The organism is Burkholderiales bacterium (assembly GCA_036262035.1).
Taxonomy (GTDB): Bacteria; Pseudomonadota; Gammaproteobacteria; order Burkholderiales; family SG8-41; genus JAQGMV01.
Window position 1 is genome coordinate 211414 of the sequence record DATAJS010000023.1, and the last position, 15139, is coordinate 226552.

At 67.2% G+C, this 15139-nt stretch carries 20 protein-coding genes; 5 read left to right on the top strand and 15 right to left on the bottom strand.

Features of this window, described 5'->3' with window-relative positions:
- Nucleotides 1–456: a MaoC family dehydratase gene (locus VHP37_24795; GenBank protein ID HEX2829587.1), complete on the bottom strand. Its 456-nt coding sequence runs from the start codon at nucleotides 454–456 to the stop codon at nucleotides 1–3.
- A gap of 4 nt (nucleotides 457–460) precedes the next feature.
- Nucleotides 461–1420, bottom strand: a complete 960-nt coding sequence (locus VHP37_24800; GenBank protein HEX2829588.1) for a tripartite tricarboxylate transporter substrate binding protein — start codon at nucleotides 1418–1420, stop codon at nucleotides 461–463.
- 73 nt (nucleotides 1421–1493) lie between these two features.
- Between VHP37_24800 and VHP37_24805 the strand changes: the two genes are divergently transcribed.
- Entirely contained in the window at nucleotides 1494–1868 is a 375-nt protein-coding gene (locus tag VHP37_24805) for a nuclear transport factor 2 family protein (protein HEX2829589.1), read from the top strand.
- 49 nt (nucleotides 1869–1917) lie between these two features.
- Here VHP37_24805 and VHP37_24810 read toward each other — a convergent pair whose 3' ends face one another.
- The 6 genes from VHP37_24810 to VHP37_24835 all read right to left on the bottom strand — a co-directional run bounded on the left by VHP37_24810 (nucleotide 1918) and on the right by VHP37_24835 (nucleotide 7655).
- The gene (locus VHP37_24810) at nucleotides 1918–3084 is read right to left on the bottom strand and encodes a prolyl oligopeptidase family serine peptidase (protein ID HEX2829590.1); all 1167 of its coding nucleotides are present in this window, start codon (nucleotides 3082–3084) and stop codon (nucleotides 1918–1920) included.
- Nucleotides 3084–4052, bottom strand: a complete 969-nt coding sequence (locus VHP37_24815) for a tripartite tricarboxylate transporter substrate binding protein (protein HEX2829591.1) — start codon at nucleotides 4050–4052, stop codon at nucleotides 3084–3086. Before VHP37_24815 ends, VHP37_24810 begins: the two co-directional genes overlap by 1 nt.
- Nucleotides 4053–4061: 9 nt before the next feature.
- Nucleotides 4062–5219, bottom strand: coding sequence for an alpha/beta fold hydrolase (locus tag VHP37_24820; GenBank protein ID HEX2829592.1), 1158 nt, complete (start codon nucleotides 5217–5219; stop codon nucleotides 4062–4064).
- A gap of 11 nt (nucleotides 5220–5230) precedes the next feature.
- Entirely contained in the window at nucleotides 5231–5830 is a 600-nt protein-coding gene (locus VHP37_24825; GenBank protein ID HEX2829593.1) for a glutathione S-transferase family protein, read from the bottom strand.
- A gap of 176 nt (nucleotides 5831–6006) precedes the next feature.
- Nucleotides 6007–6582 (bottom strand): VOC family protein, encoded by a 576-nt coding sequence (locus tag VHP37_24830; GenBank protein ID HEX2829594.1) that lies wholly within the window; start codon nucleotides 6580–6582, stop codon nucleotides 6007–6009.
- A gap of 104 nt (nucleotides 6583–6686) precedes the next feature.
- Nucleotides 6687–7655 (bottom strand): tripartite tricarboxylate transporter substrate binding protein, encoded by a 969-nt coding sequence (locus VHP37_24835; protein HEX2829595.1) that lies wholly within the window; start codon nucleotides 7653–7655, stop codon nucleotides 6687–6689.
- A gap of 79 nt (nucleotides 7656–7734) precedes the next feature.
- Here VHP37_24835 and VHP37_24840 point away from each other — a divergent pair, with 79 nt between their 5' ends.
- Entirely contained in the window at nucleotides 7735–8958 is a 1224-nt protein-coding gene (locus VHP37_24840; GenBank protein HEX2829596.1) for a serine hydrolase domain-containing protein, read from the top strand.
- Between the two features lie 9 nt (nucleotides 8959–8967).
- A complete protein-coding gene (locus VHP37_24845; GenBank protein ID HEX2829597.1) occupies nucleotides 8968–9987 on the top strand; it encodes an Ldh family oxidoreductase in 1020 nt (339 codons plus the stop codon).
- Between the two features lie 9 nt (nucleotides 9988–9996).
- On the opposite strand, the gene VHP37_24850 is transcribed toward VHP37_24845, so the two are convergent.
- The gene (locus VHP37_24850) at nucleotides 9997–10305 is read right to left on the bottom strand and encodes a DUF72 domain-containing protein (protein ID HEX2829598.1); all 309 of its coding nucleotides are present in this window, start codon (nucleotides 10303–10305) and stop codon (nucleotides 9997–9999) included.
- A 498-nt stretch (nucleotides 10306–10803) separates the two neighbouring features.
- Between VHP37_24850 and VHP37_24855 the strand changes: the two genes are divergently transcribed.
- Nucleotides 10804–11094, top strand: coding sequence for a hypothetical protein (locus tag VHP37_24855; protein HEX2829599.1), 291 nt, complete (start codon nucleotides 10804–10806; stop codon nucleotides 11092–11094).
- Here VHP37_24855 and VHP37_24860 read toward each other — a convergent pair.
- Nucleotides 11091–11621 carry a DsbA family protein gene (locus VHP37_24860; protein HEX2829600.1) on the bottom strand — a complete coding sequence of 177 codons (531 nt, stop codon included), beginning with the start codon at nucleotides 11619–11621 and terminating at the stop codon, nucleotides 11091–11093. The genes VHP37_24855 and VHP37_24860 overlap by 4 nt on opposite strands.
- 203 nt (nucleotides 11622–11824) lie before the next feature.
- Between VHP37_24860 and VHP37_24865 the strand changes: the two genes are divergently transcribed.
- Nucleotides 11825–12553: a VacJ family lipoprotein gene (locus VHP37_24865; protein ID HEX2829601.1), complete on the top strand. Its 729-nt coding sequence runs from the start codon at nucleotides 11825–11827 to the stop codon at nucleotides 12551–12553.
- Here VHP37_24865 and VHP37_24870 read toward each other — a convergent pair.
- From VHP37_24870 to VHP37_24890, 5 genes are all read right to left on the bottom strand, one after another.
- A complete protein-coding gene (locus VHP37_24870) occupies nucleotides 12550–13224 on the bottom strand; it encodes a hypothetical protein (GenBank protein HEX2829602.1) in 675 nt (224 codons plus the stop codon). The two genes, VHP37_24865 and VHP37_24870, sit on opposite strands and share 4 nt — an antisense overlap.
- Complete coding sequence (locus tag VHP37_24875; GenBank protein ID HEX2829603.1) at nucleotides 13203–13466, bottom strand: tripartite tricarboxylate transporter substrate-binding protein; 264 nt, start codon at nucleotides 13464–13466, stop codon at nucleotides 13203–13205. The genes VHP37_24870 and VHP37_24875 overlap by 22 nt, the downstream gene beginning before the upstream one ends.
- A gap of 125 nt (nucleotides 13467–13591) precedes the next feature.
- Nucleotides 13592–14296 carry an SDR family NAD(P)-dependent oxidoreductase gene (locus tag VHP37_24880; GenBank protein ID HEX2829604.1) on the bottom strand — a complete coding sequence of 235 codons (705 nt, stop codon included), beginning with the start codon at nucleotides 14294–14296 and terminating at the stop codon, nucleotides 13592–13594.
- Nucleotides 14277–14450 (bottom strand): hypothetical protein, encoded by a 174-nt coding sequence (locus VHP37_24885; GenBank protein ID HEX2829605.1) that lies wholly within the window; start codon nucleotides 14448–14450, stop codon nucleotides 14277–14279. The genes VHP37_24880 and VHP37_24885 overlap by 20 nt, the downstream gene beginning before the upstream one ends.
- A complete protein-coding gene (locus VHP37_24890; GenBank protein ID HEX2829606.1) occupies nucleotides 14447–15118 on the bottom strand; it encodes a Rieske 2Fe-2S domain-containing protein in 672 nt (223 codons plus the stop codon). Before VHP37_24890 ends, VHP37_24885 begins: the two co-directional genes overlap by 4 nt.
- Nucleotides 15119–15139: the final 21 nt, after the last annotated feature.

Consider the following 15139-nt stretch of genomic DNA (forward strand, 5'->3'; position numbering starts at 1 on the left):
TCACGCGCGCGGACGACGCTGCACGATCAGGTTGCCGACGAACACCTGCACCGGCTCGTCGTCCTGATTGAGCGTGGTGGTTCTGAGCTTGATCGAGCCGATGTCCGGACGCGACTTCGACTCGCGCACTTCGAGCACCTCGGTGCTCACGCGCAGCACGTCGCCGGCACGCACCGCCCGCGGCCAGCGCAGCTCGTCGACACCGGCGCCGATCAGTCCGCCCGCGGGCCTGAGCTCGCCGCCGACGAGGAGGCGCATGGTCATCGCGGCGGTATGCCATCCGCTCGCCACCAGCCCGCCGAAGAACGTTTCGCGCGCGCTCGCCTCGTCGAGATGGAAGGGCTGTGGATCGAATTGCGCTGCGAACGACGTAATGGCGTCGGCGTCCACCGTCAGCGTTCCCGAGCCGAAGGTCTGCCCCGGCTTCAGGTCTTCGAGATAGCTGACGCCTGCCATGGCGTTACTCCGCCTTGATGTGCTGTTCCTTGAAGACCGCCCGCCACTTCCTGACCTCGCTGTTGAGATGCGCGGTCATCTCCTGCGGCGTGCTCGCGATGACGTCGAAGCCGCGATCCTGCCAGCGCTTCATCGCGTCGGGCGCCTTGAGCGTGGCGCGCACCTTCTCGCTCAGCGTCGCGATGATCGGCGCCGGCGTGGCCTTCGGGGCGGCAAGGATCTGCCAGGTGGTGAATTCGTAGCCCGGCAGCCCGGCTTCGGCCATCGTCGGGATGTCGGGCGCGCTCGCGTTGCGTTTCGTCGCGGTGATGCCGAGCGCTTTGAGCTTCCCGGCGCGGATGTGCGGCAGCGCTTCGGGTATGGCGTTGACGAAGTAGAGCTGCGTCTCGCCGCTCAGCGTCGCGACGGTCGCCGGGCCGCCGCCCTTGTAATGGACCGCGACGAGCTTGATCCTGGCGAGGTTGTTCAGGAGCTCGCCCGCGATGTGGGGGTTGGTCGCGGCGCCGGCCGTGCCGTAGGTGATCGCGCCCGGCTTGGCCTTCGCCAGCGCGATCAGGTCCTTCATCGTCGTCACCGGCAGCGACGGATGGGCGACCAGCACCGACGCCACCGACGTGAGCAGCGAGATCGCCGCGAAATCGTTGATCGGATCGTACGGCACCTTGTCGTACGCGAACTGGTTGGTGACGAAAGGCAGCGTGTTGACGAGCAGCGTGTAGCCGTCGGGGGCCGCGTTCTTCGCGAGCTCGGTGCCGATGATGCCCGAGGCGCCGCTGCGGTTGTCGATGACGACCTGCTGTCCGAGCGGCTTGGACAGCTCGGTGCCGATCAGGCGCGCGACGAGATCGACGCTGCCGCCGGGCGGGAACGGGGTCACGATACGGACCGGCTTGGTCGGATATTCGGCCGCGAGCGCGCACGTGGCGCTGCACGCGAGCAGGGTCAATGCGAACGTTCTTTTCATGGGTCACTCCTCCTGACGCATAGGATAGCGCGGAGGCGCTACACTCGTCGCTTCATCACGCAAGGAGAGCGACATGGCCGGCAACGCAGAAATGATCATCGAGCGCGACAAGCAGCGCATGACCGCGATGGCGCAGAAGGACACCGTGGCGCTCAAAGGCATGCTGTGCAAAGGGCTCGTCTACACCCACTCGTCCGCGCGCCAGGACACCAAGGAGAGCATCATCCAGGGGATGGAATCGGGAACGACGGTCTACACGTCGGTCGTCCCGTCCGAGGTCAAGGCACAGGACCTCGGCAACGCGGTCGTCCTCACCGGCGTCGCCGCGATCAGCGTCAATTCCAACGGCAAGCCCAACTCGTTCCGCGTCCGCTTCACCGACGTCTGGGAAAACCAGAACGGCACGTGGCGCATGATCGCGTGGCAGTCGACCAAGATCCCCGAGTAACTGCCTGCTGTAGCCATTTGTAGGGTGCGCGCCAGCGCACCGCACGGCTTTACAGTTTTTCCACCAGCCAGTCCGCGATCACCGCCCCGACGTGGGTGAGATAGTCGCGCTGGCAGTGCTGCGCGCCGCCCTCCCCGGCGTCGAAGATGCGCAGCGTCTTGTCTTGCGACGCGAGGGCGTCGTAGAGCTTGCGCGCATCTTCCAGCGGCGCCTGCTCGTCCTCGGTGCCGTGGGTGATGAGCACCGGGCACGTCACGTTCTGCGCGACGCCGTCGAGGCGGAGCCCTTCGATCTTTTTCAGCGCCTCGTCGTAATCGTTCGTGCCGGTCACCCACAGCAGGTGATGCGGCGGCACCGACAGTGAGGCATTGCGCAGGCGCTCGATGCGCTTGCGCCAGGTCTCGTGATAGTCCCACATCGCGCCCCAGATCACGCAGGCCTTGTAGCGCGCGTCGTACGCGGCGCAGCGCGGCGCGAAATAGCCCCCGAGGGAGAGCGCGACGATGCCGATGCGCTTTGCGTCCACGTCCTTGCGCGTCTCGAGGTAATCGATCGCCGCGCTCCCCGCGATCTCGTAATCGTGACGCAGCAGCAATCCGCGCATACGCAGCGCTTCCCCGCTGCCGGGCCCGTCTACAACGAGCACCGATATCCCGCGGCGGGTGATGTCGGTCACGCCGCGGAAGAACTGGAGCTCCTTTTGCGTATCGAAGCCGGGAAAGCGCACCACCGCAGGGGTGCGGTCCGCGTTCGCGTTCTCCGCGTGCACGAAGATCGCGGGAAACGCGCCGCCGTCGAACGGCACGTCGACGAGCTCGATGCGCGGGCGGTCGGTGAGCGCGGCGAACTTCCCGAAGCATTCGATCGAGCGCTGGAACACCGCCAGCGCCGCGTCGTCCTTCGGCTGCCGAAAGTGCTCGGCGTGCTGATACAGCGAGCATGCGCGCAGATAGTTTTGCGCGGCAGTGAGCTTGTGCCCGTCCCCTTCCGCATCCCGCGCGCGGCGATCGAGCACCTCCCCTTCCTCGCGCAGCACGCGAAACCACGCATCGTCGTCGCCGACGTGGGCCTTGAGCTTCCTGCCGGCGCGGTCGATCTCGGCGATCTCGGGTCCTCCGTAAGGCGCCGCGCTCAACAGCGCCATCATCTCCGCCGACCAGCGATAGCTGTCGGGGAAGTACATGAAGTAGTTCGGCGCGCGTTGCGTTTCCGCCATCACTCCGCCTTGATCCCGCGCTGCCTGATGACGCGCGACCACGTCGCGACCTCGCCCTGCAACTCACTCTTGAATTGCGCGGGCGTGTTCAGGGCGAGCACGTAGCCGTCCGTCTGGATGCGCTTCTCCATCTCGGGTGTCTTCATGATCCGCGTGACTTCCGCGTGCAGCTTGGCGAGCAGCGGCTGCGGCAGGTTCGCCGGCGCGAGCAGCCCCAGCCAGGTCTGCGCGCTCTCGAGCCCGCGGATCCCCTGCTCGGCGAGCGTCGGCATCTCCGGCAGCGCGGGCGAGCGCTTCTCGCCGGTGATGGCAAGGCCCCTGAGCTTCCCCGCGGCGACCAGCGGCTGCGACACGCCGATGTTGTTGAAGAGGTAGTGGGTCTCGCCGGCGACGGTCGCCTGGATCGCCGGCGTCGTCCCCTTGTAAGGCACGTGGACCGCCTTGATCCCCGCCGCCTCGTTGAAAAGCTCCGCAACCAGATGACTCGTGCCCGCCTGGCCGGAGCTCGCATAGATGAGCTGCCCCGGACGGTTCTTGGCGAAGGCGATGAACTCCTTCAGCGACTTCGCCGGCACCGAAGGATGGATGAGCAGATACAGCGGATAGCGCACGAGCTTGGTGATCGGCGTGAAGTCCGCAGCCGCGTCGAACGGGCGCGGCTCGCGCGGCAGCGGTCCGAGCACGTGCGCGGTGTTCGACGTGAAGAGCAGCGTGTAGCCGTCGGCCGGCGCGCGCTTCGCGAGCTCGGTGCCGATCAGCCCCGTCGCGCCGGTGCGGTTGTCGACGATCACCGTCTGCCCGAACGAGGCCTGCAGCTCTTTCGCGAGCATGCGCGAGTAATTGTCGGTCGCGCCCGCGGGCGGGAACGGCACGACCATGCGGATCAGCTTGCTCGGATACTCCTGCGCGCCGGCGCCCGTGGCGAGCAGCGCCAGCAATGCGACGATCCAACGCCGCGACTCTCTCATGGCGTCTCCTCAGCGCAACCGGTCTTCGAGCCAGTCGCAGATGTAATCGGTCCCCACCTGGCGGTTGTCGGCCTGGCAGTGCTCGAAGCCGCCGGTTGCCCGGTCGAAGACCTTCAGCGTCTTGTCCTTCGAGCCCGCTTCCTTGTAGAGCCGGTCGGCGATCTCGCGCGGCGTCAGCTTGTCCTCGGCGCCCCAGGTGATGAGCAGCGGGCACTCGAGCTTTTGCACCACGCCTTCGAGCGTGAACTTCTTCAGCTTCTCCATCGCGGTTGCCATGTCGGCGACGCCGAGCACCCACGGCAGTTGGAAGTGCGAAGTCGCGACGCTGTTGCCGTCCTTCTTCATCGCCGCGTAGCGCTTTTCCCACACCGCGTGATAGTCGTAATGCGGTCCCCAGGCGACGCACGCCGCGTAGCGCTTCTCGAACGCGGCGACGCGCGGCGCGTAATAGCCGCCGGCGCTGTAGGCGATGATCGCCACACGTTTGGGATCGACGTCGGCACGCGAGGCGACGTACTCGTACGCCGGCGTGCCCGCAGCTTCGTAGTCGTAGCGCGAGGGATGGTTGCGCAGCCGCAGCGACTCGCCCTGTCCCGGGCCGTCGATCGCAAGGCAGTTGAAACCGCGAAACGCGAGCTCGGCCCCCGCGAAGAGCACGTTCATTTCCTTACAGTTGTCGAGACCGTTGAAGAGGACGACCGTCGGCGCGGGACCCCTGGTGCGCGTGGTCTTCAGGAAATACGCGGCGAGGCCCGAATTCTCGTACGGCACATCGACGATCTCGAGCTCGGGATAGCGGCGCTTCAACCCTTCCTGCGAGCAGCGCAGGCTGCGCTTGTAGATGCCCGTCTTCTGCTCGCCCGGCGGCACCATGCGCTCGCCGGTGAAGTAGTACATCCCGGCGCGCAGGTAGTAGTTGCCGGCGGTCGCGTGGTGCCCCGCGGCGGCGGCTTCGTCGCCGAGCTTCTCGACGCGCTCGGCCATCGCGCACCACTCCTCCCACCACGCGTGGGGCTCGTCCGCGCGCGCGTGCAGCCGCAGCACGATCTCGTCGATCTCGCCCAGCGCCACCGCGCCGTACGGCGCCATCCCCTTGGTGATCAGGGTCGCGTTCGACCATTGGTAGTTTTGCGGGAAGCTGTGGATCCAGTTGCTCTCGTAATACATGGCTCGCTCCGTCACTTCGGCATCGTCGACTGCAGCGAATCGCGTTTCGAATAGCGGTCGTGCCATGCCGCCAGCTTCGGCCTGCTTTCGCGCCACGCGTCGGACGCGAAGCGGAAATCGAGGTAATCGAGCGCGATGGCCAGCGACAGGTTCGCGAGGTCGCGCGCGTCGCCGAGCGAGCCGGCGTCCGCCTCGAGCCGATTGAGAACGCGCTTGCCGATCGCCGCCTGACGCGCGATGTTCTTGTCGCGATCCGGATCTCTGGCGCGCAGGCTTTCGACCCGGCGCAGCACCGAGACCTCCATGAGGCCGTTCGCGACCGCGTGCCGGCGCAGCATCGCCAGGCGCTCGGCGCGATCCTTCGGAAAGACGATGCCGCCGCCGGCCATGTCGTCGAGATACTCGCAGATGAGCAGGCTCTCGATGACGATCTCCCCGTCGTCGAGCTCGAGCGCCGGGACCTTGCTGAACGGATTCGCCGCGACGAGCGCGGGAGTGGATTCGTGCGGATTGGTCGCCGCGAGCTCGAGCCTGTCGCCGAAACCGCATTCGATGGCGGTGACCCAAGCCTTGCGCGCGAACGGCGAGGCCGGTGAATAGTGCAGCTTCATGTTCTCCTCCTTGTGTGCGACCGCGCCGAGCGGCGCGCCGGGTATTTTGGCATGATGCCCCGGTCGAAGTTGACGAACCCGAAGGGGGTGAAACGATGGCTTCCACCAACGGCGGCGAATGCCTGGTCTCGCGGCCCTTCTCACCGCGAGCCCGGCGTGATCCGTTTCTGAACGCGCTACTTGCGCTCGATCAGGCTCTCGTCGTGAACGACCGGGACCTGGCCCGGAGGCGGATCGGCGATGGCTTCCTCCAAGGATTTCGCGCCTCGCCATTCGCTCGCCGGACGCGCCACGCCGTCGGGGCCGATCTGATCGAGCCCCCAGTAGATCTCGAGGTTGTGGCCGTCGGGATCGAGAAACTCGATCGCGACCTGCACGCCGGCGCGCCGGCGGCCTTCGAACACGATCGTCGCGCCGCGCTCGCGCAGATGCTTGCGCGCCCGGAACACTTCGTCGAGCGATCCGACCTCGAACGCCAGGTGATGCAGATCGCCCTTGCCCGCGCGCCCGGAAGCGCCGCCGACGAGCGCGATGCCGTGATGATCGGCATTGCAGCGCATGAACACCATGCCGCCGGGCATCATGTCGTCGCCGTAGATGTCGGAGACCTTGAAGCCGAGGACGCCCGTATAGAACTCGATCGAGCGCTTCAGGTCCGAGACCCTCAGCACCACGTGGCCGATCTTGTTGAGCGAGAACGGCGGGCGCGACTGGCTGATGGAGGCGCGGAGGGCTTCGACGTCGACGGCCATGAGGGCATCCTTGCGGCGCTTCGGGTGCATTGATCCTACAACCGCGGCGGCCAAAGCAGGCAAGCTGGACGGCGACGCCTTTGCCTTCGCTGCGGCATAGCCCGCTACATCTCCCCCTGAATCTTCCGCTCCTTGGCGATCGCGCGCCACGACGCGATCTCCTGCCGCAGCAGCGCGTTGAACGCATCCGAAGTCATGCCGCTCACCGGCTGAGCGCCCTCGGCATTCAATCTCGTCTTGATGTCGTCGGCGACGACGATCTTCTGGATCTCGGCATTGATCTTCGCCACCGTCTCTTTGGGCGTCCTGCCCTGCGCGAACAGGCCCCACCACGTCGACGCCTCGAAGCCGGGGACGCCTGCTTCCGCGATCGTCGGCAGCCCGGGCATGAACTGCGAGCGCTTCGCGGTCGTCACGCCCAAAGCGCGCAGCCGGTTCGATTTGACGTGATGCCAGGCCGCCGGCAGGCTGGCGAACATCATCGGCACGTGGCCGCCGACGACGTCGGTGACTGCGGGCGCGATCGACTTGTAAGGCACGTGCACGATGTCGATCTTCGCGCGCGACGCGAAATCTTCGGCGACCAGGTGAACGATCGTCCCGGTGCCCGAGGACGCGTAGTTGATGGTATGCGGGCGCGATCTCGCGAGCGCGATCAGCTCCTTCACCGACTTCACCGGCAGCGACGGGTGCACGACGAGCAGCAGCGGCCCCTGCCCGATCATGGTGACGCCGGTGATGTCGTTCGCCGGATCGAACGGGAGCGATGCGCGCGTCGCCACGGTCGTCGTGTAGGTGATCGTCCCGAGCAGCAGCACGTGTCCGTCCGGCGGCGCTTTCGCCAGGTAGTCGAAGCCGATCATCTGCCCCGCCCCGCTGCGGTTCTCGGTCACCACCGGCTGGCCATAGCGCTCGCTGAGCCTGGCGCCGATCATGCGGGCGATGATGTCCGCCGATCCGCCCGGCAGACCCGGCACCACCATGCGGATGAGCTTGGTCGGATACTCCTGAGCGTGCGCGGCGGCGCTCATCGAGACTGCCGCGAGCGCGCAAACCGTCGTAGCGATGCGCAAGGCTCACCTCCTCCTCGTTGGAATTTGCGGGCGAGACGCAGAGGTAGTATAGCGAGCGTTCCCTTTACGGATTTCGACGATGCCATCCCACATACCTTCCATCCCACGCGCCGAGCCCGAAGCGGTCGGCTTATCGAGCGAGCGCCTCGGCCGCATCGGCGCCGCGGTGAACTCGGAGATCGCCGCAGGCAGGCTCCCCGGCGCGGTGATCGCGATCGCGCGCCGCGGCAAGCTCGCTTACCTCGAGGCGTTCGGCCATCTCGACCGCCAGGCGCAGACCGCGATGCCCGTCGACGCGGTATTCAGCATCGCGTCCATGACCAAGCCCATCGTCAGCGTCGCGGCGCTGGCGCTCTACGAAGAAGGCCGGATGATGGTGAACGAGCCGGTCAGCCGCTATCTGCCGCAGCTCGCGAAGCTGAAAGTCGCGACGGCGCGCGCGCATGCCGACGCCGAGCACGTCGGCGACAGCGTTCCCGCGCAGCGCGAGATGACCATCCAGGACCTGATGCGCCATACCGCCGGCGTCACCTACGGCAATCGCGGCGACACCGCGTTCTTCAAGCGCTACCTGAGCTCCTCATCCGACGTTGCGGAACGCATGAGCGGCGGCGAATTCCTGAGGAAGCTGGCGGAGCTGCCGCTCCACTACGAGCCGGGCTCGAAATGGGACTACGGCTTCGGCTTCGACGTGCTCGGCCTCGCGATCGAGGCGGTGACGGCGCAGCCGCTCGCGGCGTTCCTCGACGAGCGCATCTTCAAACCGCTGGGCATGAACGACTCGGGTTTCGTCGTTCCGCCGGAGAGCGTGCATCGCTTCGCAAAGGGGCTGCCGTGCGATCCGCTGACGGGCAAGCCGCAACCGATGCGCGACAGCACCCAGCCGCACAAATTCGCCTGCGGCGGCGGCTGCGGCGTGTCGACGGCGCAGGACTACCTGCGCTTCGCGCTCATGCTGCTGAACGGCGGCGCGCTCGACGGCACGCGCATCCTCGGCCGCAAGACGGTCGAGTACATGACCGCCGATCACATCGGCCCGGAGATCGACTCGAGCCGCCTGCGCCAGTGGCCGAACATCAACGGCTACGGCTTCGGCCTCGGCGTCGCGGTCCGGCGTTCGGCCGGCGGCGGGGGTGCCGTCAGCTCGCGAGGCGAGTTCAACTGGGCGGGCGCGACCGGGCCGTACTTCTTCGTCGATCCTTCCGAAGAGCTCGCGGTGGTGTTCATGGCGCACGCGCCCGGCACCATCCGCTTTTACTTCAGGCAGTGGCTGCACGCGCTGGCGATGCAGGCGCTGGTCTAAAATCAGGGGATGAGCAAAGACATCGTATTGAGCGTCGCAGAGGCCACGACGCTCGGCATCAAGGCGCTGCGCGCCATCGGCCAGTCGGAAGAAGAAGCCAAAGTCATCACCGCGCACCTCGTCGACGCGGCGCTCTGCGGCTACCCGTTCGCGGGGCTGCCTCGCATCCTCACCATCAACGATCATCCGCGCACGCACCAGCCGCGCGAGCCGGTCAAGGTCGTGCACGAAACCGAGGTCTCGGCGATGATGGACGGCGGCAACAACGTCGGCTATTACGCGGTCTACCAGGCGATGAAGACCGCGATCGCCAAAGCGAAGAAAAGCCGCATCGCGATCGTCGGCATGTATCGCAGCCAGATGAGCGGTCGCAACGCGTACTACCTGGAGCACATCGCGCGCGAAGGCCTGGTCGGCATCCACATGGCGACCGGCGTGCACCTCGTGCTGCCGCACGGCGGCGCGAAGCCGGCGCTGGGCACCAACCCCATCGCGTTCGCGTTTCCGACTTCGAGCGATCCGTTCATCGTCGACTTCGGCACCGCCGGTATGATGCTCGGCGAAGTGATCCTGCGCAGCCGCACCGGGCAATCGCTGCCCGAAGGCATCGCGATCGACGCGAACGGACAGCCGACCACCGATCCGCACGCAGCGCTCAAAGGCGGCGTCTTCCCGTTCGGCGACCACCGCGGCTACGCGCTGTCGCTCGGCATCCAGTCGATGTGCCTGCTCGCGGGCGCGTCGCGCGCGTACCCGAAGCAGGACTACGCCTTCATGTTCCTCGTGTTCGATCCCGAGGTGCTGATGCCGCGCGGCGAGTTCGACCTGGCCCTGCACGATCTGATCGAGAACGTGCGCAATACGCCGCGCCTCGACCCGAACGAGCCGATCCGCATCCCTTCGGAGCGCGCTTTCCGGGAACGCGAGAAGAACCGCACGCTCGGCATTCCCATAGCAAAGGAAGTGCACCGGCAGCTCGTGGCGCTCGCGGAGCGAGCCGCCACAGCCTGGAGCTCGTCGCCAGCATGACGAAGTTCGTTACGTCACGCGCCCCTTCCACGCCTCCTGAAGCATCGTCGCGAAGCGGCAGCCGAGCGCTTCGTCCTCGTGCATGAAGTAGACGTAGGTGCGGTCGAGGCGCCGCTCCGCGATGCGCCCGGCCCACGCGGCGAGGTCGGCCTGGTCGTACTGCGTGCGGCGCAGCCGCACGTAGGCGCAGTCCGCGGTGACGACGTACGGCGTATCGCCCTCTTCGTTGTCGGTGACGCAGAACATCGCGCCGCGCTCGCGCAAGGTGTCGTACACGTCGTCGGCATGCCACGTGTCGTTCCCGGAAGTCGAACGCAACGCGCTTCTCCCGCGGCAGCAGCGCGAGGAAGTCGCGTAAGCGCGGGACGTCCTTCTTCAGGTAGTGCGGCGTCTGGAAGAGGATCGGGCCGAGCTTTCCGCCCAGGGCGTCACAGCGCCGCAGGAATTCCGCGACGGTCGATTCCGACTCCTTGAGGCGCTGGTCGTGCGTGATACGCCGCGGCGCCTTCAGCGTGAACGTGAAGCGCTCCGGCGTTTCGTCCGCCCACTGCGCGAGCACTTTCTCCGACGGCATGCGGTAGAAGGTGTTGTTGATCTCCACCGTCTCGAAGCGGTCGCCGTAGTAGCGCAGCATCTCGCCGACGGCCAGCTTTTCAGGATAGAAGTGGCCGAGCCATTCCCTGTACGAGTAGCCGCTGGTGCCGGTGAGCAGTCGCATGGGATCGATGCTAACCCGCGGCGACGCCGCGCGTGGCGGCATGCCGTTTGCACCGACGGCAAAAAAGACAACCTTACACGCCGCCCGCTCACCCACGCGTGCCACCGCGGGCCCGGAAGACTTTCGATGGCGAAGACTGCGGGTACGGCGCCGACGACAACGTCGACGCGGCGACGAGCCTCGCGACCCTGCTCGAGCTCGGCGGCCACACCGTGAAAGTCGTCCACGACGGCTCGATCGCGCTGACCGCGACGGCGGAGCTCCGGCCCGACGTGATCCTGCTCGACATCGAGGACCAGCGCCGCGCATCCGAGGCCGGCTTCACCCACCACGTGACCAAGCCCGTCGATCCCGGCAGGCTGGAGCAGTTGCTCCGGGTACAGGCCTAAGGCCGGAGCGCCTTCTCCACCGCGCGCTCGAGGAGCTGCACCCCGAACGACACGTCGCACAGCGCGCCGTCGACGTAGAACGTCGGCGTGTGACGTACCGCGAGGCGCCGGCCTTCGGCGACGTCCTCGCGCACGCGCGGCACGTGCACGTGATCCCTCAGCTCTTCCGAAAAGCGCTTCAGGTCGAGCTCGAGGTCGGTCGCGAGCTCGCGCAGCCGCGGAAGCTGGAGGCGCGGCTGGCTGTCGAAGAGCCGGTCGTGCATTTCCCAGAAGCGGCCCTGCGCGGCGGCGGCTTCGGCCGCCTCGGCCGCGAGCAGCGCGTGAGGATGGACTTCCTCCAGCGGGAAATGGCGGAAGACGAGCCGCACGCGGCCCTCGAAGTGCTTCATGATCACCGCGACCGCGGGCGCCGCCTGCTTGCAGTTCGGGCACTCGAAATCGCCGTACTCGACGATCGTGACCGTAGCGTCCTGCGCGCCGCGTATGTGGTCCGAAGACGAAACGGGATTCGGGATGCTGTCGCTCATGATCGCTCCCATCGAATGTATCTCGCCGATATTGTCGCAAAGTTCACGGCGAAGGTCAGGCGCGGCCGAGCTGTTGCGTGAGGGTATCGACGGCTTTATAACGGCGGAAACGTACTGAAACCCGAGCGACATATTCGCCGCCACGGTGTGGCGCATCATGGCGAACGCGCGACCGACCGCGCGCCGACCCTGGGGGGGACGACATGAAACCACGCCTGGCCGCCGTCATCCTGGGCCTCTCGATCGCCGCAACGCTCACCGGCTGCGCCACTGCGCCCGGCTCGCCGGATCCCTACGAGCCGTTCAACCGCAAGGTGTACAACTTCAACGAGGGGCTCGACAAACGAGTGCTCCAGCCGGCTGCGAAAGGCTACCGGGCCACGGTGCCCGAGTTCGTGAGGACGAGCATCGGCAACGTGTTCTCGAACGTCGGCGATGTGCGCAATGTGCTGAACAACACCCTGCAGGGGAAATTCGCGACGGCGTACGGCGATCTGGGCCGCATCCTGATCAACTCGACGATCGGCGTGCTCGGACTCTTCGACATCGCCTCCGAGGCAGGCATCGAGAAGCACAACGAGGACTTCGGGCAGACGCTCGCGGTCTGGGGCGCGCCGCGCGGGCCCTACCTCGTGCTGCCGCTGCTGGGCTCGAGCAACGTGCGGGACGGTTTCGGCACCGCGGTCGACTTCGCAACCGATCCGCTGTCCCTGGTAAACCCGGTCGGCGCCCAGCTCGCCGTGCAGGGCACGCGCGTCGTCGACACTCGCGCGGGGCTGCTGGACGCCGGTAACCTGCTCAATACCGCCGCGCTCGACAACTACCTCTTCGTGCGCGACATCTACCTCCAGCGCCGGGAGAGCCTGGTGCGCGACGGGCGCATGGCCGCCGACGTGGAAGCGGCCTATCGCGAGCTCCGGGCGGGCGATTAAGGTTCAGCCGACACCGTGATCTGCAGCGTGTAGGTGTCGCGCACGATGTCCGCGCCCGCGCCGTTGCGCCGCAGCGCCGCGTCGTTGAGATACGCTTCGCACAGCTCTTCGAGCGCTGCGACCGACACGCCCTCGACGAGCACGATCCGGTTCGGCACGGTGGTGGGACGGCCCTGGCGCTCGACCGGCACGACGGCGCTCGCCTCCCGGTCCGCGATCATGAAGTGCGCACCCGTGATCTCGGCGATGTTCGACAGCGCCGGCAGCGCTTCGGTGGTCAGCCACGCTTCGAGCGACTCTGCGCGTGCGCCGTCGGGGTCGAAACGCAGCGTCAGCGCGGCGCCGCCCATGCCGATGCCGAAGGACGCGCGCACCCGCGCGAGCCCGCGCGAGGCATTCTTCACGAACGGCGTCGTGCGCTGCGTGAGCGGGCTCGGCGCGTTCGCCTTCATCATGTACGCCTCGCTCGTCGGCACGCCGATGTTCTCGACCTCGTAGCACACCAGGAAGTCGCGGCTCGCGCGCGCCGCGATGTAGCGCCGGCCGCGCCTGAACCCCGGAATGGCGACGCGGCCCACCATGTGCTCGCGGCTGTGCCACTCGTAATACGCGTGGCGGTGCTCCACCGCCACGTCGCTCCAGTTGATCATCACCGCTTCGCCGAAGAGCATCTGTCGTCACTCCTGATGGGGCTGCGCGAGCACAGGCGCCGTAAACGGCTGCCGCCCACGCCCGCCGAGCCGTAGTTGAGCTTGCCCGGCGCGGCCTGCGCGAGCGCGATGAGCTCCTTCAGCGTCTTCGCCGGCACGCTTTGGTGCGCGGTCAGCGCGACCGGCGCGGTCGCGACGAGGATGACCCCGCTGAAATCCGCTGCTGCCCGGTACGGGAGCTTCGGATTGAACGCGGCGTTCACCGCCGGTCGGAAAACCGACGAGCATGCGGATCGGCCGCGTCGGGTACGCCTGCGCCGCCGGCGCGGCCGCAGCCGCTACCGACAAGGCGACGAACAGCGTTGCGCGGGCGCGCACCGGCGCAGCGCTACGACAAGCCCTGCACCGGGATGCACGCGCCGTGCACCGCTTTCGCGGCGTCGCTGCACAGGAAGGCGATGACGTTGGCGAGATCGCGCGGCGCCACCCATTTCGCAGGATCGGCTTTCGGCATGTCGCGCCGGTTGGCGGGCGTGTCGATGATGCTCGGCAGCACCGCGTTCACGTTGATGCCGTGCGCGCGCTGCTCCGCCGCCATCGATTCGACGAGCGCCTGCAACGCGCGCTTCGAAGCGGCGTAGGCGCCCATGTTCGCCTGCCCGCGCTGCGCGCCCATCGCCCCCACCGCGACGATCTTGCCGCCGCCCGCCTGTTTCATCGGCGGGATCACCGCGCGCGCGACGTTGAGGAACGCGCGTGCATTGGTGTTCATCATCACGTCCCACGTCTCGTCGCTGATTTCGTGCACCGCCTCGCCCATGCGGAAACCGCCGGCGATGTGGCACACCGCGTCGAGTCCGCCCAAATCCGCGACCGAGCGCTGCACCGCGGCCGCCACCGCCTGCGCATCGAGGAGATCGCACGCATAATGTTTCGAGGTCGCCGACTCCGCGCCGAACGCGGACGCCAGAAGCTCACCGCTCCTGTCGAGCAGCGCGAGCGACGCGCCCTCGTCGGCAAACGCCTTCGCGACCGCGCGGCCGAGCGTGCCCGCCGCGCCGGTGACGAGAACCTTACGAACGGTCTTGGCCATCGATCCCCCTTTGCAGTTCGGCCTGCAGCCATGCATACCATGCCGGCGACCCCTCGCCGGTGTACGACGAGACCTCGAACATCTCCGGGACACTCCCGCGCTTCTGCGCGGGTGCGAGCGAGACGCGCAGCGCGGTGCGCACGGCGTCGGTCATAGCGGCAAGCGCACCTCGACGTGACCATCGTTCACCCGCACCGCGTGCATGGTGAGCGGGTCCTCCGAAACGTTGAGGCAGCGGCCGGTCTGCAGGTCGAACTCGTAATCGTGATACGGGCACGTGATCACGCCGTTCGCGACTCTTCCGGAATCGATCGGCATGCCCCGGTGAGGACACGCGTTGGTCATGCAGCTCACCGCATCGCCTTGCCGATGCAGCAGAAAGTTGCGGCCCCAGTGCGTGATCTTGACCACGCCGCCGTCGGGAATGTGCTTGACGGTGCACATCCATATCCAGCTTTCCCGTTCCGGCGGTTTAGCGAACGAACTGACGAAATGGATGGGCTGGCTCGCAGCGTCCTCGAGCGCACGCTCCACGCGGTGCTCGAGCGGATCCTTCACCAGGCCATGAAGGCGCAGCACGCCGAAGACCAGCGGATCGCGCACGGCTGCGTCGAGCCGCGCCGCGGCAGCGGGATCTTCTTTCAGGCAGCGGATCAGGCGCCGGAACGCCTCGGCGTCGAGCGCTTCGATCGACGACTTGATCGCGGCCAGCGTCTGCGCGTGAGATGCATCCCACCCTTCGGCGACGACCTCGAGGCGCGCGATCTCTCCGGCGAGGCGTTCCAGCGCCTCGCGGGCGGCCTCGATATCGGCGGGTGACATGGTCAGCGGAAGGCCGCGCGA

Excerpts from the sequence above, each read along its gene's own strand:
- VHP37_24795 (HEX2829587.1), bottom strand. The coding sequence starts at position 456 with ATGGCAGGCGTCAGCTATCTCGAAGACCTGAAGCCGGGGCAGACCTTC.
- VHP37_24800 (HEX2829588.1), bottom strand. The coding sequence starts at position 1,420 with ATGAAAAGAACGTTCGCATTGACCCTGCTCGCGTGCAGCGCCACGTGC.
- VHP37_24805 (HEX2829589.1), top strand. The coding sequence starts at position 1,494 with ATGGCCGGCAACGCAGAAATGATCATCGAGCGCGACAAGCAGCGCATG.
- VHP37_24810 (HEX2829590.1), bottom strand. The coding sequence starts at position 3,084 with ATGGCGGAAACGCAACGCGCGCCGAACTACTTCATGTACTTCCCCGAC.
- VHP37_24815 (HEX2829591.1), bottom strand. The coding sequence starts at position 4,052 with ATGAGAGAGTCGCGGCGTTGGATCGTCGCATTGCTGGCGCTGCTCGCC.
- VHP37_24820 (HEX2829592.1), bottom strand. The coding sequence starts at position 5,219 with ATGTATTACGAGAGCAACTGGATCCACAGCTTCCCGCAAAACTACCAA.
- VHP37_24825 (HEX2829593.1), bottom strand. The coding sequence starts at position 5,830 with ATGAAGCTGCACTATTCACCGGCCTCGCCGTTCGCGCGCAAGGCTTGG.
- VHP37_24830 (HEX2829594.1), bottom strand. The coding sequence starts at position 6,582 with ATGGCCGTCGACGTCGAAGCCCTCCGCGCCTCCATCAGCCAGTCGCGC.
- VHP37_24840 (HEX2829596.1), top strand. The coding sequence starts at position 7,735 with ATGCCATCCCACATACCTTCCATCCCACGCGCCGAGCCCGAAGCGGTC.
- VHP37_24845 (HEX2829597.1), top strand. The coding sequence starts at position 8,968 with ATGAGCAAAGACATCGTATTGAGCGTCGCAGAGGCCACGACGCTCGGC.
- VHP37_24860 (HEX2829600.1), bottom strand. The coding sequence starts at position 11,621 with ATGAGCGACAGCATCCCGAATCCCGTTTCGTCTTCGGACCACATACGC.
- VHP37_24865 (HEX2829601.1), top strand. The coding sequence starts at position 11,825 with ATGAAACCACGCCTGGCCGCCGTCATCCTGGGCCTCTCGATCGCCGCA.
- VHP37_24870 (HEX2829602.1), bottom strand. The coding sequence starts at position 13,224 with ATGCTCTTCGGCGAAGCGGTGATGATCAACTGGAGCGACGTGGCGGTG.
- VHP37_24880 (HEX2829604.1), bottom strand. The coding sequence starts at position 14,296 with ATGGCCAAGACCGTTCGTAAGGTTCTCGTCACCGGCGCGGCGGGCACG.
- VHP37_24885 (HEX2829605.1), bottom strand. The coding sequence starts at position 14,450 with ATGACCGACGCCGTGCGCACCGCGCTGCGCGTCTCGCTCGCACCCGCG.
- VHP37_24890 (HEX2829606.1), bottom strand. The coding sequence starts at position 15,118 with ATGTCACCCGCCGATATCGAGGCCGCCCGCGAGGCGCTGGAACGCCTC.